The 24,614-nt window shown below is 41.4% G+C and carries 24 protein-coding genes; 17 read left to right on the forward strand and 7 right to left on the reverse strand.

The genetic code is table 11. The features are described from left to right. Positions 1-2: 2 nt before the first annotated feature. The 5 genes from pstA to BN1356_RS02080 are packed head-to-tail and all read left to right on the forward strand — an operon-like array spanning position 3 to position 4,619. The gene (pstA, locus tag BN1356_RS02060; protein ID WP_093649765.1) at positions 3-881 is read left to right on the forward strand and encodes a phosphate ABC transporter permease PstA; all 879 of its coding nucleotides are present in this window, start codon (positions 3-5) and stop codon (positions 879-881) included. Further along, complete coding sequence (gene pstB, locus BN1356_RS02065) at positions 874-1,623, forward strand: phosphate ABC transporter ATP-binding protein PstB (RefSeq protein WP_093649766.1); 750 nt, start codon at positions 874-876, stop codon at positions 1,621-1,623. Before pstA ends, pstB begins: the two co-directional genes overlap by 8 nt. After that, positions 1,620-2,282, forward strand: a complete 663-nt coding sequence (gene phoU / locus BN1356_RS02070) for a phosphate signaling complex protein PhoU (protein WP_093649767.1) — start codon at positions 1,620-1,622, stop codon at positions 2,280-2,282. Before pstB ends, phoU begins: the two co-directional genes overlap by 4 nt. Beyond that, a complete protein-coding gene (locus BN1356_RS02075) occupies positions 2,279-2,956 on the forward strand; it encodes a winged helix-turn-helix domain-containing protein (protein WP_093649768.1) in 678 nt (225 codons plus the stop codon). The genes phoU and BN1356_RS02075 overlap by 4 nt, the downstream gene beginning before the upstream one ends. Further along, positions 2,949-4,619: a sensor histidine kinase gene (locus BN1356_RS02080; RefSeq protein ID WP_093649769.1), complete on the forward strand. Its 1,671-nt coding sequence runs from the start codon at positions 2,949-2,951 to the stop codon at positions 4,617-4,619. The genes BN1356_RS02075 and BN1356_RS02080 overlap by 8 nt, the downstream gene beginning before the upstream one ends. Before the next feature lie 126 nt (positions 4,620-4,745). On the opposite strand, the gene aao is transcribed toward BN1356_RS02080, so the two are convergent. Then, positions 4,746-5,918, reverse strand: coding sequence for an aminoacetone oxidase (gene aao / locus BN1356_RS02085; RefSeq protein ID WP_093649770.1), 1,173 nt, complete (start codon positions 5,916-5,918; stop codon positions 4,746-4,748). A 94-nt stretch (positions 5,919-6,012) separates the two neighbouring features. Here aao and BN1356_RS02090 point away from each other — a divergent pair, with 94 nt between their 5' ends. Together BN1356_RS02090 and BN1356_RS02095 are read left to right on the forward strand one after the other, a co-directional pair. Continuing rightward, positions 6,013-6,507: a DUF536 domain-containing protein gene (locus tag BN1356_RS02090; RefSeq protein ID WP_093649771.1), complete on the forward strand. Its 495-nt coding sequence runs from the start codon at positions 6,013-6,015 to the stop codon at positions 6,505-6,507. Positions 6,508-6,590: 83 nt separating this feature from the next. Next, entirely contained in the window at positions 6,591-7,547 is a 957-nt protein-coding gene (locus tag BN1356_RS02095) for a glutathione S-transferase family protein (protein WP_093649772.1), read from the forward strand. A 104-nt stretch (positions 7,548-7,651) separates the two neighbouring features. Here BN1356_RS02095 and BN1356_RS02100 read toward each other — a convergent pair whose 3' ends face one another. Then, positions 7,652-8,533: a LysR family transcriptional regulator gene (locus tag BN1356_RS02100; protein WP_093649773.1), complete on the reverse strand. Its 882-nt coding sequence runs from the start codon at positions 8,531-8,533 to the stop codon at positions 7,652-7,654. A 144-nt stretch (positions 8,534-8,677) separates the two neighbouring features. Here BN1356_RS02100 and BN1356_RS02105 point away from each other — a divergent pair, with 144 nt between their 5' ends. Both BN1356_RS02105 and BN1356_RS02110 read left to right on the forward strand, forming a co-directional pair. Further along, on the forward strand, positions 8,678-9,649 hold the full coding sequence (locus BN1356_RS02105) for an alpha/beta hydrolase (protein WP_093649774.1): 972 nt from the start codon (positions 8,678-8,680) through the stop codon (positions 9,647-9,649). A gap of 34 nt (positions 9,650-9,683) precedes the next feature. Then, complete coding sequence (locus BN1356_RS02110) at positions 9,684-10,244, forward strand: DapH/DapD/GlmU-related protein (RefSeq protein ID WP_093649775.1); 561 nt, start codon at positions 9,684-9,686, stop codon at positions 10,242-10,244. Positions 10,245-10,328: 84 nt separating this feature from the next. Here the strand turns inward: BN1356_RS02110 and BN1356_RS02115 are convergent, their stop codons facing one another. Next, complete coding sequence (locus BN1356_RS02115; protein WP_093649776.1) at positions 10,329-11,114, reverse strand: L-threonylcarbamoyladenylate synthase; 786 nt, start codon at positions 11,112-11,114, stop codon at positions 10,329-10,331. 131 nt (positions 11,115-11,245) lie between these two features. Here BN1356_RS02115 and BN1356_RS02120 point away from each other — a divergent pair, with 131 nt between their 5' ends. Next, positions 11,246-13,000, forward strand: a complete 1,755-nt coding sequence (locus BN1356_RS02120) for a glycerophosphodiester phosphodiesterase (RefSeq protein ID WP_093649777.1) — start codon at positions 11,246-11,248, stop codon at positions 12,998-13,000. 123 nt (positions 13,001-13,123) lie between these two features. Here BN1356_RS02120 and BN1356_RS02125 read toward each other — a convergent pair whose 3' ends face one another. Then, a complete protein-coding gene (locus BN1356_RS02125; protein WP_093649778.1) occupies positions 13,124-14,776 on the reverse strand; it encodes an IS1182 family transposase in 1,653 nt (550 codons plus the stop codon). 134 nt (positions 14,777-14,910) lie between these two features. Beyond that, entirely contained in the window at positions 14,911-15,210 is a 300-nt protein-coding gene (locus BN1356_RS02130) for a YbaB/EbfC family nucleoid-associated protein (protein WP_093649779.1), read from the reverse strand. A gap of 166 nt (positions 15,211-15,376) precedes the next feature. On the opposite strand from BN1356_RS02130, the gene brnQ reads away from it, so the two are divergent. Continuing rightward, on the forward strand, positions 15,377-16,753 hold the full coding sequence (gene brnQ / locus BN1356_RS02135; protein WP_093649780.1) for a branched-chain amino acid transport system II carrier protein: 1,377 nt from the start codon (positions 15,377-15,379) through the stop codon (positions 16,751-16,753). Between the two features lie 150 nt (positions 16,754-16,903). Continuing rightward, entirely contained in the window at positions 16,904-18,067 is a 1,164-nt protein-coding gene (locus tag BN1356_RS02140) for an SIS domain-containing protein (RefSeq protein WP_093649781.1), read from the forward strand. Between the two features lie 293 nt (positions 18,068-18,360). Here BN1356_RS02140 and BN1356_RS02145 read toward each other — a convergent pair whose 3' ends face one another. Continuing rightward, on the reverse strand, positions 18,361-19,308 hold the full coding sequence (locus tag BN1356_RS02145) for a 1-phosphofructokinase family hexose kinase (protein ID WP_093649782.1): 948 nt from the start codon (positions 19,306-19,308) through the stop codon (positions 18,361-18,363). A gap of 23 nt (positions 19,309-19,331) precedes the next feature. After that, positions 19,332-20,072 (reverse strand): DeoR/GlpR family DNA-binding transcription regulator, encoded by a 741-nt coding sequence (locus BN1356_RS02150; protein WP_093649783.1) that lies wholly within the window; start codon positions 20,070-20,072, stop codon positions 19,332-19,334. A 219-nt stretch (positions 20,073-20,291) separates the two neighbouring features. Here BN1356_RS02150 and BN1356_RS02155 point away from each other — a divergent pair, with 219 nt between their 5' ends. The 5 genes from BN1356_RS02155 (at position 20,292) to rhaD (ending at position 24,533) form a co-directional block, all read left to right on the forward strand. Continuing rightward, a complete protein-coding gene (locus BN1356_RS02155) occupies positions 20,292-20,747 on the forward strand; it encodes a PTS sugar transporter subunit IIA (RefSeq protein WP_093649784.1) in 456 nt (151 codons plus the stop codon). Between the two features lie 22 nt (positions 20,748-20,769). Then, positions 20,770-21,072: a PTS sugar transporter subunit IIB gene (locus BN1356_RS02160; RefSeq protein WP_093649785.1), complete on the forward strand. Its 303-nt coding sequence runs from the start codon at positions 20,770-20,772 to the stop codon at positions 21,070-21,072. 141 nt (positions 21,073-21,213) lie between these two features. Then, entirely contained in the window at positions 21,214-22,563 is a 1,350-nt protein-coding gene (locus tag BN1356_RS02165) for a PTS galactitol transporter subunit IIC (protein ID WP_093649786.1), read from the forward strand. Positions 22,564-22,794: 231 nt separating this feature from the next. Further along, complete coding sequence (locus tag BN1356_RS02175) at positions 22,795-23,547, forward strand: class II aldolase/adducin family protein (RefSeq protein WP_093649788.1); 753 nt, start codon at positions 22,795-22,797, stop codon at positions 23,545-23,547. Positions 23,548-23,714: 167 nt separating this feature from the next. Beyond that, entirely contained in the window at positions 23,715-24,533 is an 819-nt protein-coding gene (gene rhaD / locus BN1356_RS02180) for a rhamnulose-1-phosphate aldolase (RefSeq protein ID WP_093649789.1), read from the forward strand. Positions 24,534-24,614 lie beyond the last annotated feature (81 nt).

The following is a 24,614-nucleotide window of genomic DNA, read 5'->3' on the forward strand; positions in this document are numbered from 1 at the left end:
GGATGGAAAATATCAATCAACGAACTTGGAAACAGGAGATGAAGGCCCGGCAGAAAGATCGCCTATCGCTCTTTTTATTCCTTTTAGTAGGCGGAGCGGCCTTAGCGACTTTTTTGGGTATTCTCTTTATTGTCGGCTATATCTTGGTTAAGGGCATTCCTAATTTACACTGGAGTCTCTTTGAATGGACCTACAACAGCCAAAACGTTTCGCTCTTGCCAGCCCTTATCAATACTATTTTTATGACAATTTTGGCTCTCACTTTTGCAGTGCCTATTGGCATCGGCTCCTCCATTTATTTGACGGAGTATGCTCGTCGAGACAATCGTTTTGTCAAAGTGATTCGGATAGCGACAGAGACTTTGGCGGGGATTCCGTCGATCATCTACGGTCTTTTTGGGGCCCTCTTCTTTGTGAAATTTGCACAAATGGGTCTCTCCCTACTGGCAGGTGCTGTTACCTTGAGTATTATGATTTTACCCTTGATTATGCGGACAACAGAGGAAGCCTTGCTATCCGTTCCGGATAGTTATCGAGAGGGCGCTTTTGCTCTAGGAGCAGGGAAGATTCGGACGATTTCCCGGATTGTTCTGCCAAGTGCCTTGCCTGGTATTTTCTCAGGGATTATCTTGGCGATTGGGCGGATTGTCGGTGAGTCAGCCGCTTTAATCTTTACAGCGGGCACCGTTGCAGAAGTTGCAAAGAGCGTCTTTAGCTCCACTCGGACCCTGGCTGTTCATATGTATGCTATTTCTGGGGAAGGTTTGTATATCAATCAGACCTATGCCACAGCGGTTATTCTTTTAGTATTAGTTATCGTCATCAACTTGGTTTCTGGTTTGATTGCAAGACGATTAGGAAGTGAAACAAATAATGAGTAAATTAGCGATCAATAATCTGGATCTTTATTATGGGGATTTCCATGCCTTAAAAGATATTAATTTGGACATTTCAGCCAATGAAATAACGGCTTTTATTGGTCCATCTGGATGTGGAAAATCGACCCTGTTAAAAAGTTTGAATCGGATGAATGATCTGGTCAAAAACTGTGTCATTACGGGACAAGTTACCCTAGATCAGGAAGATGTCTACCGTGATATGGATATTAATGTCCTGAGAAAAAAAGTCGGAATGGTCTTCCAAAAACCCAATCCCTTTCCAATGAGTATTTATGATAATATTGCTTTTGGGCCTCGGACCCACGGTATTCATAACAAGGCGCAATTAGATGAGATTGTAGAGCGTTCTCTGAAACAGGCAGCTATCTGGGATGAGGTCAAGGATCGTTTGCACAAATCCGCACTTGGTATGTCAGGCGGACAACAACAACGTCTTTGTATTGCAAGAGCTTTAGCGATTGAGCCAGATATCTTGCTTATGGATGAGCCAACCAGTGCCTTAGATCCCATTTCGACAGCAAAAATCGAAGAATTGGTCATTGAGCTGAAGTCCAAATATACTATTGTCATTGTGACCCACAATATGCAACAGGCTGTGCGTATTTCGGATAAAACAGCCTTCTTCCTCCTAGGAGAAATTGTCGAATACAACAAAACTAGTCAACTCTTTTCACTACCACAGGATGAACGTACAGAAAGATATATTACGGGGAGATTCGGATGATTCGCTCAAGATTTGAAAACCAACTTCATGATTTAAATACTAATTTAATTGTTATGGGGACTCTTTGTGAGGACATCATTGCAAAATCCCTGGTTCCTTTGGAAGAGGATGACTTTTATCTGGTCAATAATGTCGGTAAAACGTATCAAAAGATTGAGCAGTTGGAAAGAGACATTGAAGAGCAATGTTTGAAATTGCTCCTGCGTCAGCAGCCTGTTGCAACAGACTTACGCCGGATTTCTTCTGCCCTCAAGATGGTTTACGATATGAAGCGGATTGGGGCACAATCGGCCGAAGTAGCTGAAATCATCGGCCTCAACCATATTCAGACTGGACGGGAATTGGAGACCTTGCGTGAGATGGCTAGCCATGTCATCCAGATGGTAACAGACAGTATCGATGCTTTTGTCCATGAAGATGAAAAATTAGCCAACCAAGTAATTGCAAAAGATGACTATGTTGACCAACATTTTGATACAATAAAGAAAGAACTTATTCGCTATTTTAAAGACACATCGGAAACAGTTGAAGATGGAGAGCATGTCTTGGATATTCTGATGGTGGCTAAATATTTGGAACGAATTGGGGACCATACCGTTAATATTGCTAAATGGGTACTATTCTCAATTACAGGCCAACTAGATGGAGAAACAACGTGATTTATTGTGTAGAAGATGATGATGACATTCGTGAGCTAATGCTCTATACCTTGCGGACGACTGGTTTTGAAGCCAAGGGTTTTGCAGACGGGGAAAGTTTCTGGCAGCAGATTAGCCAGGAGCCAGCAGATTTGATTATTCTAGATATCATGCTCCCAGGAGAGGATGGCATCAGTCTTTTAGGGCGTCTCAAAGAGAATGCTCCTACAATGGATATCCCTGTGATTATGGCTACGGCTAAGGGAACAGAGTTTGATAAGGTGAAAGGTCTGGATTTAGGAGCTGATGATTACTTGGTCAAACCTTTTGGGATGATGGAGATGATTTCTCGGATCAAGGCGGTGCTGAGAAGAAGTGGGGAGATTGACAAAGGATCCCAGCTTCGTTTGGGCGCTATTCGCCTAGATTCCAAAAGCTATACTGTCTACACAGAAGGGGAAAAAATCCTTCTAACCTTAAAAGAATTTGAACTACTTTCTCTCTTAATGCTCAATCCGGGCCGCGTCTTCACTCGCCAAGAGTTGTTGGACAAGGTTTGGGGGACACAGTTTTTTGGGGAGACTCGAACGGTCGATGTTCATATCGGTACCTTAAGAACCAAGTTGGGTACTTGTGGGAACTACATCCAGACCATTCGGGGCGTTGGCTACCGTATGGAGGACCCACATGGTTAAAAAAATATTTCGTTCGACCTTGTTTTCTAATTTTTTGATTCTTCTGCTGAGTTTGCTTCTGATAGTGGGAGCTGTCTATCGCTATTTTAATCAACTTCAGATGGAGCAACTACAGACTCAGACTGCCCTGGCAGCTCAAGGATTGTCCGTTGAAGGGAGAGATTTTTTCGAGGGCTTAAAAACTTCTAATACTCGGATCACTTGGGTAGATAATACGGGTAAGGTCCTCTACGATACAGAGTCGGATGCCACTAAGATGGAGAATCACGGAGACCGAGAAGAGATTGCAGAGGCCATCGCTTCAGGTCATGGTGAGAGTGTGCGTTATTCTTCCACCTTAACCCAGAAGTCTCTCTACGTTGCCCAACGGCTGGTCAATGGTACGGTTGTTCGTCTCTCTGTGACCCAACATAGCATCCTGCTCTTGCTTTTTGGGCTCTTTCAGCCGCTCCTCTTAGTTCTCTTGATAATGTTAGCCTTATCCATCTGGATTTCGCGCTATACAGCCCATCGTCTGGTAGCTCCGCTTAATCAATTAGATCTGGACTCTCCTTTGGAGAATGTTGTTTATGGTGAAATCTCTCCTCTTCTGAGACGAATTGATCACCAACAAAAAGAATTGGCTAGTCAAGAGCAACTCCTGACCCAGAAAAAAGGAGAATTTGATACCATCATCTCTAAGATTAGAGAGGGGATGGTCTTATTAGACAACCAAAGAAGGATTATCAGTATGAATCCGGCGGCCCAGCAATTGCTCCAAGCAGACAATGAATCGGTTGGCCGGGATATGCTGGAAGTGGTCCGTGACCTTCAGCTCAATAAACTGATGGAAGCTGGTTTGACCGGTGTCAAAGGGGAAGGTGTTCTGACTGTGGAGGGGATGACCTACAAGGCTTTGGTCAGACCCATTCTTTCAGACAATCAAGTAACTGGCTTGGCTCTGTTGTTCTTTGATATCACAGAACAATGGCAGGCAGAACAGATGAGACGAGAGTTTACAGCCAATGTCTCCCATGAACTGAAAACTCCACTTCATATTATCTCTGGTTATTCAGAAATGTTGCACAATCAAGTTGTTTCAGAGGCCGATGTGCAGCAGTTTGCCCACAAGATTCATAGTGAATCTCAGCGCATGGTTCAGTTGGTGGAGGATATTATCAACCTCTCCTTATTAGACGAATCACCTCAGATTAGCATGGAAAAGCTGGATGTTTACCAAGTCGCGACAGAAAGTCTGGAAAGTTTATCGGGAAAGGCTAGTCAAAAACAGGTAGCCCTCCATCTCAAAGGGAGTTCTCATTTCGTCAAAGGAAATCATGCTCTCCTATCCTCTGTGATTTACAACCTTTGTGACAATGCCATTACCTACAATCAGCCTAAGGGAGATGTCTATGTGACGGTAACTGGCAAGGACAATAAAGTTCTCTTAGAGGTAAAGGATACAGGGATTGGTATTCCAAAGGAGGAGCAGGAGAGGATATTTGAGAGATTCTATCGGGTAGACAAGAGCCGATCTAAAAAGGTGGGCGGAACAGGTCTTGGTTTATCCATTGTGAAACACGCACTTAAGTGCCATGGCGCGAGCATTGAGGTCTCGAGTCAGATGGGCCAAGGGACCAGTATGATAGTGACTTTTCCAAGTCTAACTGATTCAGAAGCATAAAATAGTCTGGAAAACTCCATTCGCAGACTATCCTTTGATATAAAGTAATGCAAAAAGTATAGATCAACGTTTTCGCTAACGGATTCTATACCTTTTTTTCTGTATTTTGTAAACAATGTTTTCCTTTTAATAATGCATCATCCCAGCTACCCAGCCGGTACAGAGGCAGTAGGTGATGTTGAAGCCACCGGTGTGGGCGTTGATGTCTAGGACCTCGCCAGCGAAGTGGAGTCCGGGAACTTTTTTAGATTCCAAGGTTTTAGGGTTGATTTCCTTGAGGTCTACCCCGCCCTTGGTCACAAAGGAGCGTGCTAGGGACATCTTGCCGGTAATCTTGATGGGTAGACTTTTCAGCTTATCTATCAATTCTTGCTTTTCCGTCACAGACAATTGCTTGATTTTTTCTGGTAGATCAGCGGATAAGAACTCAGCCACGCGTTCAGGGACTAACCCTTTGAGGGCATTTTTGACTGCCTTTTCGCGATTTTCTGTCAGGTAGGAACTGAGCTCATCGCTGGACATGCCTGGAAGGAAGTCCAAGTGAGCGACTTCACCACCAGAGACAAAGCTGGATAGGCGTAGGGCAGCTGGCCCAGACAAGCCAAAGTGGGTAAAAAGCAGGTCATGGGTAATGACATGCTTGCTATGGCTGAGGGTGACCTCATCCAGGGAAATGCCTTGTAGAGCCTTGTGAGGAAAATCTGTCAAAATGGGGCTTTCAGCAGCCTCCAACTCAGTCACCTGCATCTTGAAATGACGGGCTATCTCATGACCGAAGCCAGTAGAGCCTGTGGATGGATAGGACTTGCCGCCGGTAGTGACAATCAGTTTTGTTGCTGTGAACTCGGTATGGGCTGTTTTGACATGGAAAAGGTCCTCGATTTTCTTGACGGAAACGACTTCGCATCCAGTTCGGATATCCACACCCAACTCTAACATTTTCATTTCTAACGCCTTGATGATGGTCTGAGAGCGGTCTGTCGTAGGGAAGACGCGACCATGGTCTTCGATCTTGAGTTTGACCCCATTTTCCTCGAAAAAGTTGATGATATCCTGGTTGTCAAACTGTGAGAAGACGCTGTAAAGAAAGCGTCCATTGCCAGGAATGCCTTCTAGCAAATCTTCTAGCGTTCCATTGTTGGTGACATTGCAACGTCCGCCGCCTGTTCCAGACAGTTTTTTACCTAAGCGTTTGTTTTTTTCTAAGAGCAATGTGGAATTTCCATAGAAGCAAGAGGAGATGGCAGCCATCATGCCAGCAGGTCCCGCTCCAATAATGATTGTATCATATGTTTTCATGCTCTCATTTTACCATAAATTTGACAGGGGTAGGTGGTTGTGGTAAGATTTTAATGATAGAAAACTTCAAGAAAATCAAGCTATTGAGGATATTATGGGAATTGAAAAAACAGTCAGCGAACTTGCTGAGATTTTAGGAGTTAGCCGACAGGCCATGAACAATCGTGTCAAGTCGCTTCCAGAAGAATTTGTTGAAAAAAATGAAAAAGGTGTGACAGTTGTTAATCGAGATGGTTTGGTTAAATTGGAAGAAATTTATAAGACCACCATTTTTGAAGACGAACCGGTCAGTGAGGAAGTCAAGTACCGTGAGCTGATGGAGATTTTGGTAGATGAAAAGAATGCTGAGATTATTCGTCTATACGATCAACTGAAAGCCAAAGACAAACAATTGTCTGAAAAAGATGAGCAGCTTAAGGTTAAAGATGTTCAGATTTCTGAAAAAGACAAGCAGTTAGACCAACAACAGCAATTAACTCTTAAAGCCATGGCTGATAAGGAAACTCTTAAACTGGAGTTGGATCAAGCTAAGGCTCAAGTGGAAGAAAAAGAAAACAAGGGCTTTTTTGCAAGACTATTTGGAAAATAAACTTGGGATTTCTCAAGTTTTTATTCTTGTTTTTGTCAATAATTAGTGATAAAATAAAGAAAAACAGAAAGAAGGAACATGTCATGGGTTTATTGGTAGAAGGTAAGTGGGTTGATCAGTGGTACGATACCAAGAAAACAGGTGGTCGTTTTGTAAGAACGGAAGCTCAATTCCGCAATTGGATCACAGCAGATGGCTCTGCAGGACCGACTGGTCAAGTGGGTTATCAGGCAGAAGCAGGTCGCTACCATCTTTATGTCTCTCTGGCCTGTCCTTGGGCTAGTCGCACACTCATTATGCGATCCCTTAAGGGCTTAGAGGACATGATTTCTGTGTCCATCGTGCATCCGCTCATGCTGGAAAATGGCTGGACCTTTGAAGAGGGATCGGGAGTTATTGGAGACCCCGTCTTTCAGGCGGACTATATGTACCAAGTTTACACAGCTGTCAAGCCTGACTATACAGGGCGCGTGACGGTACCAGTTCTCTTTGATAAAAAGACCAAGACCATCGTCAGCAATGAATCTTCCGAAATCATTCGCATGCTCAACTCCGCTTTTGATGGCATTGGCGCAAAAGAAGGGGACTATGTTCCGGCTGAGCACTTGCAAGAAATTGATGAAGTCAATGACTTTGTTTACCACCGTGTCAACAATGGTGTCTACAAAGCGGGTTTTGCCACTAAGCAAGATGTTTACGAAGAAGAAGTGAGCAAGCTCTTTGAGGCACTTGACCAATTGGAAGTTCGGTTGCAAGGACAAGATTACCTGGTCGGAAACCGTTTGACCGAGGTCGATATCCGTCTTTTCACCACCCTTGTACGTTTCGATGCCGTCTACTTTGGTCATTTCAAATGCAATCTCAGAGCCTTGACCAGCTATCCAAATCTTTGGGCTTACACCAAACGCATTGACAATTTGCCAGGTATTGCTGAAACGGTTAATTTTGACCATATCAAAGAACATTATTATGGCAGTCACAAAACCATCAACCCAACGGGAGTTGTACCGATGGGGCCAGTGTTGGATTGGGTGGAATGAAAATGAATCAGAGATATAAGATTCTTTGATACATTCAGAAACTTTTACAAAAAAAGGAACAAGCATGTCGGATTCGAAACTTGTTCCTTTTTTGCATTTTCAATTTATTTCTTCTTACCTGAAAGAAGGAGATTTTCTAGGATTTTCAAAAATTCTTTGGCGACTGGTGATTGGTTGCTCTGCTTTTTCCAAATGACCTGGAATGGGTCTTGGATGTCTTCTTGAAGTCTGACAAAAGCAAGTTGACTATGGTCGTAATCTGTCGGCACAATGCCATCCAGACAGAGTGCTATTCCAACACCAGCTTTGACCAATAGCGAGGCGTTATAAAGGAGGTTGTAGGTTGCGACGATGCGATAGTCTCCGAGGCCAGCCAAGTCTTTGGAATCATTATTGGATTGAGAAGATACAATCAGGGGATAATGAATGATGTCATGAAGCTTTGGTTTATCGATCTTTGTCAAGGGGTGGTTTTTTGGTACCAGTACGCCCCAGGCATCACGATTTTGGAGTGCGATTTGACTATACTTTCTCTCATCAAAGGGACCAAAAGTTACACCGATATCAAAGAGTCCCTGATCCAAGTATTCTTGTACAAAGTCAGCATTTCCGCTGCGAAGGTGTACCTTTGTTTCTGGGTAGTTCTCGGTCAGTTCTTTCACAGCTTTGGCAATGATGTCAAGAGATTGACTTTCGGCTACTCCGATATAGATTTCTCCTGAAATGGAGTCTGTCCGTTTGATATTGTTCTCGGTTTTATTGACCAGTGCTAGGATTTCGATGGCACGATTGTAAAGGTAGCGACCGTCCTCAGTTAGTTGGATTTCCCTACTTCCACGGTAGAAGAGGATGGTTTCTAATTCTTCTTCCAAGTCCTTGATTTGTCTGGACAGGGTGGGTTGGGTCACATGTAGAGCCTGTGCAGCGTTTGAAATGGATTTAGTTTGAACAATGGTGACGAAATACTGTAGAACGCGAATATCCATGTGTATGCCTTTCAAAAATCTTTTTTTCTTATTATAGCACATTATACCTTTTGGGCATATTGTATATAAAAAACAGGTGTTTGATTATGGGTCGAAACAGGTCTATAATGAATCTTGTAGAACAAAAGAAAAGGAGTCAAGCAAATGGCTGAACAATTAAAACTAACAAAAGAATGGGATAAGGTTTTTCCACTTAGCGAGAAGGTTGACCATAAAAAAGTAACCTTTACAAATCATTTCGGAATTACCTTAGCAGCTGATATGTATATTCCAAAAGATGCAATAAATAAACTTCCTGCCTTTGCGGTAGCTGGTCCCTTTGGGGCAGTTAAAGAACAATCATCTGGACTTTATGCCCAAGAAATGGCGGAGCGTGGCTATTTAACTATTGCTTTTGATCCATCCTTTACAGGTGAATCAGGTGGAGTTCCTCGCTATATGCAATCTCCAGATATCAATACAGAAGATTTTCAAGCAGCAGTTGACTTCTTAACGCCACAAGAAAATGTGGATGCGGACAGAATCGGTATCATCGGTATCTGTGGCTGGGGTGGTATCGCCATCAATGCAGCTGCAATCGATCCTCGCATCAAGCTGACTGTAGCTTCAACCATGTATGACATGTCACGTGTGGCAGGGAATAGCTACTTCGATAGCCAGGACAATGAAGAGGCTCGTTACCAAGCACGTCTTGCCCTCGCCAAACAACGGACAGAAGATACCCAAACTGGAACCTATGCTCTTTCTGGTGGTGTTGTAGACCCATTGCCAGCAGATGCACCACAGTTTGTGAAAGACTATTATGCTTATTACAAAGAAGCTCGTGGTTACCATGCACGCAGTCTCAACTCAAACGATGGCTGGGCTATCCAATCAAACACCAGTTTTTCAAATACACGCTTCCTTTACTACAGCCATGAAATCCGTTCAGCGGTGCTGGTTGTTCATGGAAGTGAGGCCCATTCTTACTATTTCGGGAAAGATACCTTTGACAAACTGGCAGGTGACAATAAGCAAATGATTACCGTTGAAGGAGCTAGTCATACAGACCTTTACGACCAAAAAGACATCATCCCATTTGATGAGATTGAGGCTTTTGCAAAAAATAATTTATAAAAGATACCCTTAGAATAAGACGATTGGAGAGGAAATGGATTTGAATATCAAAAACTTTATCGAAACTGGGCAAGTGATCAAAAGTGGTGCTGCAGTCTATGAGTACATTCATGAAATAACAGCTGAAACCTTGCCCCTTGTTGAGGAATTAAATACGAACCTGCAAACCACAGCATCAAAAAAAGCCTTGTTGGAAAAAATCATGGGTAAGAAATTGGATGACTCCACTTCTGTCGCCCTACCTTTTCGTACAGATTTTGGGCGTCACATCTCCATTGGTAAGGAAGTCTTTATCAACACAGATGTCCTGATGGTTGATTTGGGGTCCATTACCATTGAGGATAAGGTCTTGATTGGTTCGCGGGCTATGCTCATCTCAGTCAATCATCCACAAGAACCCGAACTTCGACGTGGCCTCATCTTAAAGCCTGTTCACATCAAGAAAAATGCTTGGATTGGAGAAGGAGCCACCATTTTGCCAGGTGTAACGGTTGGTGAAAATGCCATTGTTGGTGCTGGCAGTCTGGTCACAAAAGATGTACCGGACAATGCAACAGTTGTCGGAGTTCCAGCTAAGGTCATTAAGCAGGATTAAGGCAAGAAATGGGAGCACCTCAGATTCTCTTAGATGGTCGAAATAATAAAAAAGAAGTCTGTAAGCAAACTTCTTTTCATTTTCTTAATAATATTCCCCTTGGCGGAAGTTCCAAGAGTTGAAGTGGTCAGACAAGTGCATCATGATTTTATTGATGTCTAAACCTTTACGGATGACAACTGGGCATGGCTCGATAGAGCGGCTGCCAGGACCTTGCTCTGGAATCAACTTACCATCGGTATCCACCATAGAGACCATCACACCCTGCTCATAGCGGGTTTCGATCGTTTTGTCTGGTTGGATAGAGGTTACGTAGTCGTCGGCTTCAATAACCAAGTCTACCATAGACTCGATACGCTCGCCGATTCCTTCAACCTTACCGCGGTTGCCTTTACCAGATGGGTTGGCAGAAGAAGCATAGACCATGCGGCCCTCTTTTTCCCACATTTCCTTGGCGATTTGCTCACCAGCTACACCAAACTTGATAACGAAACAAGAAGTGCCACGAACGTCGGTCATCAGCTCTTCACGGCCATCACCGTAGGCCTGCAATCTCGCATAAGCCTCAGGTTTCCAAGGGAGGATACAACCGAGGAGGATGTCCTCATCCCAGTGTGTTTGGTAGAAGGCATCAATTTCTGGTGTCATCTGGGCCAAGTCGCGCAATTCTTCCATGCTACCGCAGAGGACAACACCGGGTTTGTTGCGCTTGCGGTCTTTGGCTTCAAACTTACGCTCTAGCCCCGCCTTATCAGCTGTCATTATGATATAGCCGACCTTGGTTGGGCAGACAAGCACCCCGCCTTCTTTTTTGATTGCCTCCAATCCTTCTTGTGAAAGATTGCCGTCCCATTGGATGTGTTTTGTCATAGCATGCTCCTTGTTTAAATTTTCAGATAATTCAATTATATCAGAATTTTTTGAAAAAACAACCTGTTGTTTCTATGATTTGATTGCCAATCAGGCTTGATTTCTCAAAAAGAATGTGGGAAACTAGGACTATGAAACGTATCTACATGGAATGGAAAACCTTATACCAACAGTTTGACCGGATTTTACTTTTATTTGCAGTAGCTTTTGCGACTGTAGAGGTGGTTTGGGTACCGCTAAATTCATGGTTATCGGAAATTCTGTTAGAGATGACTGGTTACGCTTATCTATCGCCGACAAATGTCTTGGCAGTTCTAGCTGCCAAGTGGTGGGTGACAGTGCTATTTCTTCTTTTGGTCTTGTCCAACCTAGTCTTGGTTTATCTGGAAATCGGACTATTGACGGTCGGTCTGATGAGGATACTAGAGCAAGAAGAAGGTTTGTCTTCTTATTTTTCTCATCTTCTGGGGGAGCTAAAGCGAATCTTCAAGCAGATGTCGGTGGTGAAAATCGTCTATGTTCTTCTTTACTCTGCAGTCTTCTTTCCTTTTTTGCGAAAGGTGGTCGGCATCTACTATGTCAATAAGCTGGTTGTTCCGCAGTTTATCCTCGACTACCTAGCTAAGAATCAATTTGTTGCTCTTGGCATGACAGTTGCCTTATTAGCCTTTTTCTGGCTGGCGGCGAGATTGATTTATAGCCTTCCTCTGATTTACAAAGATGGGGTATCTGTAAAGCGAGCCATTGCTTCTTCTTTCCAGAAGACAAGGGAAAAAGGAGTCTGGAAATCCTATTTTAAACTCCTTGGGATGGTAACGCGGACTATTGTGGCTTTTGTGGTTGTAGGTGCAGGGATTTACTTCATGCAGATTGCAGCCGATAGGTGGACTGAGGGAATAGCTTTTTATCAGGCCTTGTTTCATGTGGTGTTGCTCTATCTTTTTTACTATGGGATTCTTTCTCTATTTTTGTTGAAATTTATCTCTTACAGTACCGAGTCAGAGCTTCCGATGCCGCACCAGCAACAGTTACACCATGGCATGCGCTTGGGAATTTTATTGTTAGCTAGTCTTTACTTCGGTGTACAGGCCTTTGTCTTTCTTTATTATCCTTTTGAAGATTTGCCAGTTACCATTTCTCATCGTGGGGTGGATATGGAAAATGGGGTGCAAAATACCATTGATTCTCTGGAAAAAACATCTCAATTGAAGCCGGATTACATCGAGATGGATGTGCAGGAAACCAAGGATGGGCTGTTTGTGGTCATGCATGATACAGATTTAAAGGCCTTGACAGGGCATGAAGGTGGGACGCATGATTACACTTTGGCGGAGCTGACGCAGATGATGGCTTCAGAAAATGGTCAATCGAGTCCGGTGCCCTCTTTTGATGAGTATTTGCAGGTTTCAGAAAATCTCCAGCAGAGATTACTGGTCGAGATAAAGACGTCCAAGGCAGACTCCCCTCAGTTCATGCAGCATTTTTTGCAAACCTATGGGAAGCGCTTGGTAGCGGGAGGTCATCAGATGCAATCCTTGGACTATGATGTGGTTGAGGCTGTGAAAAAATTTGATGACAAGCTCTTGGCAGCCTTTATCTTACCTTTTAATTCCATCTATCCGACAACTGTGGCAGATGGGTATACCATGGAATACAGTTCCTTGGATCAGTCCTTTGTTCTCAAATCTTGGATTCGAAAGAAACTTGTCTATGCTTGGACGCCCAATAGCGAAGATAGTATGATGAGGATGTTGCAGCTTCAGGTAGATGGGATTATTACCGATAATCTTCAGGAATTACAGGCAACGATGCAAGACTTTACGGACCATCAATCTTATGCAGATATGATCTTTTTGCAGCTGCATCTCTTATTTTTACAATTTTAAAAGAGGCTGGGCAAAAAGTAGCTTCAGAAAAGAAAAAACGAGCATTTCCGCAGTTGGAGATGCTCGTTTCCCTATGTCATGGTTTATAATTATAATAACGACAAAACAACTAGAAAGCCATGATCATGTATAAAACCACACAGTGATTTCTGTCTTGAAGATGATCAAGATGAAAAAATCACTGTGTGGTTTTTGAGTATTTGAATTTTTAGGGTCGAGATTCTTAGCCAATTTTGTTAGATTCATGCTCATGAATAGGAAGCCGATCTCCGTTTGGACGGCTTGATTGCCTCTGACATGAACCCTGCGCACGCCAAAAACACTCTTCAATCGGCCAAAAACGGGTTCGACATCTGTCTTTCGTTTGGCATAGATTCGAGAGCCTTCTTCGCTATGTAATTCTTCCTTGATGAGTTCTTTAAAGTAATTCCAAGTTGGATTGTAATGGATTTGTTTCTGGCGACCACTTTCTGTTTTGGAAAGTTTTTCTAACTCTTCTGTGCCTTGTATTGTATCCGCTTCGTAGATTTTAAAGTCACGTTTAAATCCGTACTTGTCAGTTCGACGAGAGTAATTCTTAAAGGAATACACAACTCCGTCTGGTTTAATAAACCGGTCAGTCTCTTCAAGGTAGTCCCAATTACTTGGGTTAGTAGAACTGTTCTTATATTTCTTCGTCAATTCCTTCTGGTACATGCCATAGGGAATTAGAGGGGTCTTATCCAACTCATCAATGATAAAACTATAATTCTCCTCACTGCCATAACCGGCATCTGCGACAATGTTTTGGAACAAGTCTAAGGTTTGAATGGATTGGAGAAATGGTTTTAGGGTTCGGGTGTCCGTTGGATTTGGAAATATATCATAGGCAAGTACATATTGACCATTGGTGGCAGCTTGAACATTATAGCCAGGTTTGAGCTGACCGTTCATCATGTGATCTTCTTTCATTCGCATAAAAGTAGCGTCATGATCCGTTTTGGAGAAAGAGTTACGCTCTTTTAGAATTTCTCTAGCCTCTTCATAACGCTGTTTACGAGGAAGATAATCATTTTTTAGTTGCCTACGAATTTTCTTTAGTCTGCGGCGTTTCTGTTTATTAGCAGAACCACCCTTAATGACTATTGGTTCTTGTTCAATAGCCTTCTCAACTTCAGCTAAGGCTTCCTCAGTTTTTTCAAGCAATTCTTCCAAACCTTGGCTGGTTTCACGTTCTTCTTTAGACAGGGCTATGTTCACACTCTCTTGAACTAGCTGGTCATAGAGTTCTGAAATTTTTCCGTTTAGTGCCTCTTCGTATTTATCAACAGCTCTTTTCCAAGTAAAAGAGTAGAGATTGGCATCAGCTTCTAGCTTCGTGCCATCGATAAAGAGAGCATCATCTTCAATCATGCCATTCTCACGCATGAGGAGGGTGAAATAAATAAAGGTGGTCTTAATTAGGTTATTGGCATGTTTACTAGAACGAAAATTATTGATGGTTTTGTAGCTGACGTAGGTGTCCTGGCTCAACCATTTCATGGGAATGACTTCTTCATTCATCTGAACTATTTTGCGACCAGAAAAGACCTGGCGGGCATAAGCAAAGAGCGTCATCTTCAAAAGCATAGCCGGATGAAAGGCAGGACGACCTGTGTGTGACGTTTCTTCAAGCAAAATATGATTCGGAATACTGTCCACAAAGAGACTAATCAATCTAACCTCATGATTCAGAGGAAAATCGTAGGCAAGATTTAGTTCCAAACTCAATTGATTTGTGTTATACTCTTTATACATGATCATGGCTTTCTAGTTGTTTTGTCGTTATTATAATTATAAACCATGACATAGGGAAACGAGCATCTCCAACTGTGGAAATGCTCGTTTTTTCTATTCTGAAGCTACTTTTTGCCCAGCCTCTTTGTATCTCATTAAAATGGTAATTTGCCTGCGAAGGCTCCCATTGATTTTTGAGTGGCATCATCGATTTTCCCAAGAGCCTGGTTGATGGCCTGGATGGTCATATCTTGCAAGGTTTCCACATCATCCGCATCTACCACTTCTGGTTTGAAATCGATTGAGACCAATTTTTTATCACCTGTAAAGGTTGCTGTCACCAAATCTTGAGCAGAAGTACCAGTGAAAGAAGTAGCGGCTAGTTCAGCTTGTTTCTGTTCCATCTGTTTTTGAAGCTTTTGAGCCTGCTTCATCATATTTTGCATATTCATCATAAGAATTGTTCTCCTTAAATCATCTGATGTTTTTATTATACCATGATTTTTCGGATAGACCAATTACCATCTTAGCCAAGCAATCAAGTTTGAAAATTGTTCTCATTTTTGCTACAATTTAACTACTGTTTTTTTAGAAAATTATGCAGTAATTATAGGAGAATTTATGAAACAATCAGCTTTAGTGCGATATGGTGCGATTGGGCTCATGCTTTTTGCGCTCTTTTTTGGGGCAGGCAATCTAATCTATCCAGCTTTTTTAGGAATTTATTCAGGTCAGCAGTTCTGGTGGGCTATTTTAGGCTTCTGTTTGACAGCCGTAACCCTTCCTTTATTAGGGGTGGTAGCCATTGCTTATACAGGGACAGAGGATGCTGAGAGCATTGCTCGCCCTATTTCCAAGCATTTTGCACTCTTCTTTTCCATTGCGCTTTACCTCTCTATCGGTCCGTTCTTTGCGATTCCTAGGACGGGTGCGACTTCTTATTCTATCGGTATTGAGCCTGTCTTTGGCTCGTCGATCTGGGTAAAAGTCCTTTATGCCGTGGTCTTCTTTGGTTTATCTTATTGGCTAGCGATTAAGCCGAGCAAGATGGTAGAACGAATCGGAAAATATATCACACCTGCTCTATTATTGGTCATTGGTCTTTTAGTTGCTGCCTCTTTCATCCATCCAGCAGGAGGCTTGGGTCAGGCTCATAATGCAGGTCCTTCTACCAGTGTAGCTTTTGCGGATTTCCCCCTAGTGGCTGGTTTGATTCAGGGATATGGTACGATGGATGCACTGGCTTCCTTGGCTTTTTCTATCGTGGTGATCAATTCTGTGAAGATGTTTGGCGTCAAAGATAATCGCGAGATTGCAAAAGTAACCATTATGTCCGGTGTGATTGCAGTTGGATTGTTAGCAGTGATCTATATTTTTGTGGCTCGTATTGGTGCGACCTCTCAGAGCCTCTTCGCCTTTTCGGATGGAAGTTTCCTTTTGGGAGAACAAGCTATTGATGGCGGTCATGTCTTGAGCCAAGCCTCTCTCTTTTATTTGGGAAATGCAGGTCGTGCGGTTTTGAGTGCTATTGTTTTCTTAGCTTGTCTAACAACATCGACTGGATTAATCAGTGCCTGTGCAGAATACTTCAATAAAATCTGTCCAAAGATTTCTCATCTAGTATGGGCGACAATCTTTACTGTGATTGCTACCAGCCTTTACTTTATTGGTTTGTCCGAAATCATCAGCTGGTCAGTTCCAGTCTTGTATCTCTTGTATCCACTGACAGTTGTGATTATTTTCTTGTCATTGGCGCGCTCCCTATTTGCAGGCGGTACACGCGTTTATCAGACCACGATTGCCTTTACAATGGTTGCGGCCGTCTACGATGCGCTATCGACCTTCTCTGCTATGACAGGCTTTTTCACCATGCCAGCAGCAGTGACAAACTTCTTTACAAAAACCTTGCCACTTGGTCAGTATACAATGGGCTGGATTCCACTTGCCGTTACCGGTTTTGTGCTTGGTTTTGTCTGGCATAAGGCAGCTAAAAAATAAATAAATGTCAAGCTATCTATCTTTGAATAGATGGTTTTTTTGATATTCTTAAAAATTTTTAATATATTAATCTATTTTATCTTGACGACTGCTACTGAAAGCAGTATAATAAAAGAAAAACTGGTTATAACCACTTAAAAGGAGGGTTTTATGTTCCACTTACCAAAAGAAGAATTAGAAGCATTGGGTGCTATCATCACGGTACCTGAAATATACCAGCAACCAGAACTATGGCGACAAGCCTATGACCTCTATGCTGAAAAAATGGACAGCATTAAGGAGTTTTTGGCAGCAATCCAAGTCAAGCATGAACATGTTCAAGTGATTTTTACGGGTGCTGGAACTTCAGAGTTTGTTGGTCAAAGCATCAGCAATCATCTCAATCAAGTTAATGATCTGAAGAAAATCCGTTTCTCATCTGTTGGCTCCATTGAATTGGTTAGTCGCCCACAGGACTATTTGCAGGTAGATATTCCAACGATTTTGGTGTCCTTTGCCCGTAGTGGCAATTCCCCTGAAAGTTTAGCAGCAGTAGAAAACGCTAAAGCCTTGGTTGACGAACTTTATCAGGTGACCATTACCTGTGCAGAAGATGGACAATTGGCTCAAGCGGCTCAAGGGGATGATCGCAACTTGTTGTTGTTGCAACCAGCTGGCTCAAATGATAAGGGATTTGCCATGACAGGAAGCTATTCTTGTATGTCATTGACAGCTCTCCTAGTTTTCTCCAGTATTTCGGAGGAAGATAAGGTATCTCATGTGGACACCATTATCCGACTAGGACAGGATGTACTAGACCGGGAAGACTATGTGCAAGAGCTAGTGGATCTTGATTTTGATCGTGTGATTTATCTAGGAGCAGGTGGTTTCTATGGCTTGTCTCATGAGTCTCAGTTGAAAATTTTAGAGTTGACTGCTGGTAAAATAGCGACTATGTATGAGACACCCCTTGGTTTCCGTCATGGACCAAAATCCTTGATTAATGAAAATACCATCGTAATTGAATATATTTCAAACGATGCCTATACTAAACGCTATGATGTCGATCTTCTCAACGAAGTACAGACAGATGGCATTGCTCGTCGAATAGTGGCTCTTTCATCCAGTCCGATTGAGAATACCGAGGCTCCTACTTTTATCCTAGAGACCGGAGGACAGGATTTACCAGACGCCTTCTTAGCATTCCCATATATCCTCTTTGCACAAACCTTCGCTTTGATGACAGCTATAAAATGCCAGAATCTTCCAGATACACCATCACCAACTGGAACTGTCAATCGGGTCGTTCAAGGTGTGACCATTTACCCTCTTTGATCTGCAGGGAACTGTTTTACGGAAATATTCCAGTTTTCAGAGTAAAATCTTGATAAGAAATTAAATCGCTAAGTTTATCAAGTTTGTATTTAAGGTGAACAAAATAAATAGTTACTAAGGTATTTGAAGTCATATATTCTGACCAAACTTTTCTCGGTCCATTCTGAGGGGAAAAGGATTATAATAGACCAAAATATGAGTTCATCTTTTAAAATAGAATTTATCCATTTTGATAACATCTAATCTCAAAGGGTTTAAAAAACAGAGTTTGCTTTCATTGCAAACTCTGTTTTTTAGTCTATTTTTTTAATATTAACTTGTTCTAATAACTGTTCTACAATTTCCCGTCTGGCAATCCCAACTCCAGTCTCCATAGCATTGGCTGTACCACTAGCGATAGCATAGCGAATAATATTTTCATCTGACAGATGATTTTTAAATGCATAAATTGCTCCTGCCACAGTAGAATCACCGGATCCAGTTGGGTTAACCAATTGAATGCTGGGAGCGGTGACATCATACAAGTGGCCATTAAATTGGGCAATAGCACCCTGTTCACCACAGGAGACTAAAGTATACGGAATTGGAGACGGATTTTTTTTCAGATAATCAATTACTTCTTGTTTCTTTGAAATTTTTAACCCTGTCAACTGACCAAACTCTTCCATATTTGGTTTGATAAAGTCTGGAAAAGAAGTTGATTGACCAAAAATATTCTGTAGAGCGGCTCGAGAAAAGTCAGCTAGAATTTTTGTATTGGGATTCGCTTCTTTTCGCAGTAATTGAATTAAATCATTGTAGAAATACTTATCATCGGAGTAAACAGAACCATTTATAGAAATAATTTCAATTTTTTTCTCTTTGATAATTTTTAGTATCTCAGAAAAAATTTTCTCTTTCATATCTGAAGAAACTTTAGGACCAGTCTCGACAATTTCTGTATGTACATTGTCATCGTGCATAATCGTGATGGCATGTCTGGTTTCAGCTTCAATCGGGATATAAATGGATTCAAACTCTTCGACTTCCAGTAGTTTTTTGAAAAAATTACCGCAAAGGCCACCGACTAATGAGAGCGAACTGGCATTTTCACCTAGATAGGATAAAGCTCGGGAGCAATTAATTCCCTTTCCGGCAGCCATAATCGTGGAATTATTGAAACGATTATGTGTTCCTAGAGCAAAACTAGGTTCAAAATATAGTAAATCAATTGAGGGGTTTAAAGTTATAATCAAGACCATTCGCAGATACCTTTCTTTTAATGTTAATTGATAACATTAGTGTATTGCTGATAATGTTGCTTAGTGATGTTATCTAACCCTGAGTCGGAAATAATAGCGTCTAATTGGTTTGCTTTTCCAAAAATATAGGAATCGCTGATTCCAAATTTAGAATGATCTGCCAAGAGATAGACTTTTTTTGATTGAAGCATGGCGGTCGTCTGCAGTCGACCACTAAAAGGTGAGAATGTAGTCAGACTATCATCGATCAGCCCATTAGTAGCCAAAAAAGCATAGTCGATAAAGAAGTCTTTGACCAATCTCTCAGCATGCTCGCCGTGGAACTCTTCTGATTTAGATACAAATTCGCCCCCGGTTAACAAAATATTATCAAAGTGATTGTCAGCCAACCAATTAAAGGTAAATAAGCTATTTGTAATAATATGCTTATGATTATTTTTTAGACATTTGGCTAGAGCTAATATAGTAGTTCCAGCTCCAAGATAGATAACGCTGTTCGGCTCGATTAAATCAGCAGCAAGTTTTGCAATATGTTCCTTTTCTTGAGGGAAGAGAAGTCGTTTTTCATCAGTTGTCCGTACTTTAAAAGTAAGTCTTCTGACCCCCCCATGTTCTTTGATGACCGCGTTTTCCTTACTTAGTTCGGTAATATCCCTGCGGACTGTCATAGTAGAAACCTCTAATGCGTCAGCTAGCTCCTGATACGTAATGACCTCAGACTTTTGTAGCATTTGCAAAATTTTGATTTTCCGATTGATTTTCAAAACAGGTTATTCCTTTCAGGTACTTAGATTACTCTATCATCATATCATATTATTAGAAAAGAAACATATAAAACGACATCTAACAAATAAATAACAAAAATTAACAGAAAATATCATTGAAAGCGTTGACAACGATGAGAAAAACATTTATAATCACATTATAACAAAAAATAACAAAAAATTAACAAAAAATAACACATTTTTTCAAAGGAGTGCTATATGTATAAAATGATGTTACAGGCAGAATTGATTGACTTGAATTATCATGCTTCAAATCATAGTGACTTGTTTCAGATCATTGGAAAGAATTTGCTAGAAAAGGATTATGTGAGGGAGAATTATTTGTCGGCCCTCTTAGATAGGGAGAGTCATTTTCCGACAGGCTTAAAAACAAAATTTTTGAATATCGCCCTACCCCATACGGATCCTGAAGTCATCAAAAAACCATTTATATATATTGTTAGAATTGATAATCCCATTACGATGTTACAGATGGGAGACAATTCCGAGATGCTTTGTCAGAACTTTCTCTTCTTAGGAATCAAAGATCCAAAAGCTCAGGTGGGATTACTGGCCCGACTGATGGAACTTTTTTCACAAGAAACATTTGTTAATCAGTTTGCCCAAACTGAAAATGAAACAGATATGTTTCATTTGTTAGATCAAAATTTATAAAATTTTTTAAGGAGGCCAAAAAATGGCAAGAAAACTTATCGTAGCATGTGGGAGTGGTGTAGCAACTAGTACAACCATCGCGGAAAAAATAAAATCTCGTTTTGAGGATGATGGAATCAATTATCCTGTTGAGGCTGTTGACTACAAGTCGATTATGGGGGAGTTGCCTCACGCTAGTATCTATGTTTACATTGCTATGCCAGAGCAAGAAGTTTTGGATGAAGCAGAACGCTTAGGTGTAGATGTCTTTCCAGGGGTACCCTTCCTGACTAGCATGGGAGTAGACGATGTTTACGAGAGGATTGTAGAGGCTACTAAAAAATAACCTTCTAACAGTCTTAAATGAAAAGGCACTAAAAATGTTTTGAAATAGATAGATTTGCTTGTGTACAAGGACACAGCGTCAAATTTTTATTTTCATCTCATTTTTAACGGTCTTTGTATCTTATTTAAAGGAGAAAAGATTATGGAAATCTTTCAAAATATTATCCAGTGGATATTAGATTTAGGATCTGCGATTTTTGTTCCACTGATTATCTTTGTTCTTGGATTGCTGGTGGGAATGAATGTTAAAAAAGCCTTTCTTTCAGCCATCACTCTTGGTGTTGCTTTCTCGGGTATGGGAATGATTATTGGCTACATGTCCAATGCGGTGTCACCTGCTTCAGAAGCACTAGCTCTCAATACTGGTATTTCTCTCCCAGCTCTTGATCTTGGTTGGACTGGTGCGGCAAGTATTGTTTGGTCATGGGGTTATGCCTTTACCTTCTTTGCAGTTCAAATTATTATCAATATTATCATGCTGAGTTTCAACTGGACCAAAACCCTCAATGTGGACATGTGGAATGTCTGGGGTAAAGCTCTAACTGGTTACCTAGTCTACTATGTTAGCGGTCATCTATGGGCTGGTTTCTTAGTAGCAGCGCTTCAGGTCGTTTTGGAGTTGAAGTTAGGAGATATGTTCCAGAAACATATTGAAGACTTGACCGGCATTCCTATGGTTACCGTAACACACTGTATGAATCTCTCTGCTGTCTTCATGTTACCTGTCAATAAGTTAATGGATAAGATTCCCTTTCTTAACAAAAAAGCAGATACCAATGCTTTGCGTAAAAAATTAGGTATCTTCTCTGAGAACTCAGTAATGGGCTTTATCATTGGTATCTTACTTGGATTTGCCGGAGCCTACTCAATCTCAAATTCACTGAATTTGGGTATTCAGGTAGCGACAGCCATGGCCCTCTTCCCAATGGTAAGTAAGCTTTTCATGCAGTCTCTCTCACCATTAGCTGACGCCATGAGTGAATTCATGAAAAAACGGTTCAACGACCGAGAAGTCTACATTGGGATGGACTGGCCACTTCTTGCGGGTCGTTCAGAAGTTTGGGTAACTTTGATTCTCATGGTACCATTCTTCATCGGCTACTCACTCATCTTGCCAGGAAACACAGTGCTACCAATTGCTGGTGTCCTCAATTATTCTATCGCAGTTGGAGGTCTCTTACTGACTGGCGGGAATTTGGCTCGGATGATGATTCTAGGATTAGTTTATCTACCACTCTATCTATACAGTGCAACCTATTTTGCACCAATTTTGACAGGTCTTGCTAATGCGACCAAATCAGTTGATGTTGCACCTGGAAAGTTGATTACTTGGTCAACACTGGAAGCTCCTGAATTGAGAATCCTCTTTGCAGAAACCTTCAATGGAAATTTCTTAGCGATTGGAGGGGCGGTTGCCTTCTTGTTACTCTTTGTCTGGCTTTATAAAACAATGATGTCTCAAGAAGTTCCGTCAAAACGCTATGAAAACTAATAAGAGTCTATGGTTATTTCTTCTATTTGTTGCACTAATTCTCTTTCTACTTGGTCTAAATAGTAGAAATTATCTTTACAATATATTAGCCGTTGCTATCAGCTTCATTGTCTATCGTAACGGTTATGCGACCCTCTTCAAAGAATATGATGACAAACAAGCTGAAAAAAGAAAAAAAGCAGACAAAATTTATACTGCATTACATCAAGGAAGGAAAAAGGTGAATAGTAAATGACAAGTGGAAAAATAATGTTTGAACAAGAGAGACGAGCCATGGCTGAGGCCATTGAGCTAACTTTTTATCGGAAAAATACTAATACGGCTGGTGGGAATTTCTCTTTTAAGACAAGGGATACAAGAGGGAAAGAATTCATCATCATGACTCCATCAATGATGTCAGAAGCTTATCACGGAAAAGTTAGTGCTGCTCAAGTCCTAGTCATTGATCTGGAGAATAGAGAGGTTGTAGCTGGCGAAGGAAAGCCAACACGTGAAATAAATTTACATTTTGCTTGCTATGAAACAAACCCAGATATTAAGTGTGTCTTCCATGCCCACGCGCCCAATGCTATGTTCTGGGCGACTAGTCATTTAGACATGCCCAACTTATCTGAAGCAACTCAAAAGGTCGAATATATCAAGGTCTTAGATTTTGCACCAAACACAACACCAGAATTGGCAGAAATTGTCCGTCAAGAACTGAAGGAAGCAGGCAATAAACTGCCTAAGGAATACTTGTTGGATAGTCATGGGATTTTAGTCTTAACACCTGGTGCTGATGGAGAAGAAGCGTTGAATAAGTCCCTTCAAATCATTGATACCGTGGAGTGGAATGCTGAAATCGCCTACAAACAGACTGTTTTCCAAAAACTTGGTATTCTTGATGGTTACTATTCTAAAGGTAGAAAAATTGGTGACATTGATGATTTGATGAATCGTCGCCCAATCTGGAATCAAGAAAATAAGGACGAGGGATTTGAATAGATATAGTCGAATGAATGAACTTTTGGACTAGGAATTGAGACGCAGGCTGTACTAGAGTACGGCAAGTAGAAAATGACGACGTATCAAAGTTCATTCAAATGACTATAAAAGGATAGGAGGATAGGGAAACCTAACCTCTTTCTTTTCTAAATATGAGAGGAAATAATATGCTATCGAGATTTGAAGAATCAACAATTGTGACAGAATTGTGCCAATTAACCTATGATATGTGGAGCAAGGGTTGGGATGAATACAATGGCGGAAATGTTAGTTGTATTTTAAGAGAAGAAGACTTATATAATCTCCCTAATAGTGAGCAGGTAGAAAGAAGAGTTGAGGTAGATGATATTCCAATGTCCATGGTTGGAAAATACATCCTAATCACTTCTTCAGGTAGTCATTTTCGCAACCTCAAGGAACATGTTGAGCGGGATGCAGGGGTTATAAGGGTAACGGATACAGGTTATGATGTTATTTGGGGGTTTGCAGAAAATCGACGCCCCACTAGCGAGTTCTATATGCATCTTTTAGCCCATGCACAACGGCTTTCTGTCGATCCTGACCATCGGGTTGTAGTTCACAATCATGCACCTAATGCGACAGCCTATTCCTTGGTATCAGAACATGATGATAAATCTTATACCTTACCACTCTGGCGAGTACTAACAGAGAGTATTGTAGTATTTCCAGATGGAGTTGGTATCTTACCTTGGGAGTTACCAGGAACTTTAGAGATTGCCCAACATTCCGTTGAAAAGTTAAGGGAATGCCGCATTGTTGTCTGGGCATTTCATGGTATTTTAGCAACAGGAAAAGATTTTCAGGATTGTTTCGGTTTGATTGAGACGGTCGATAAAGCGGCCATGATTCATCTACAAACCATGGCTATCAAACAATACCAGGGATTGACAGATGAAGATCTTTATGCGGTTTGTCAGGTTTTAAATGTAAGTCCTAGAGAAGGATTTCTAAGACTTTCTCAGTAGGCAAAAAAGAAGCTCAGGCTTCTTTTCAGACTGAAGACAAAGTCCTCGGAATTAGGTTTCTAAGGGCTTTTCTTTGTGAAT

Source organism: Streptococcus varani (genome assembly GCF_001375655.1).
GTDB classification, from domain to species: Bacteria; Bacillota; Bacilli; order Lactobacillales; family Streptococcaceae; genus Streptococcus; species Streptococcus varani.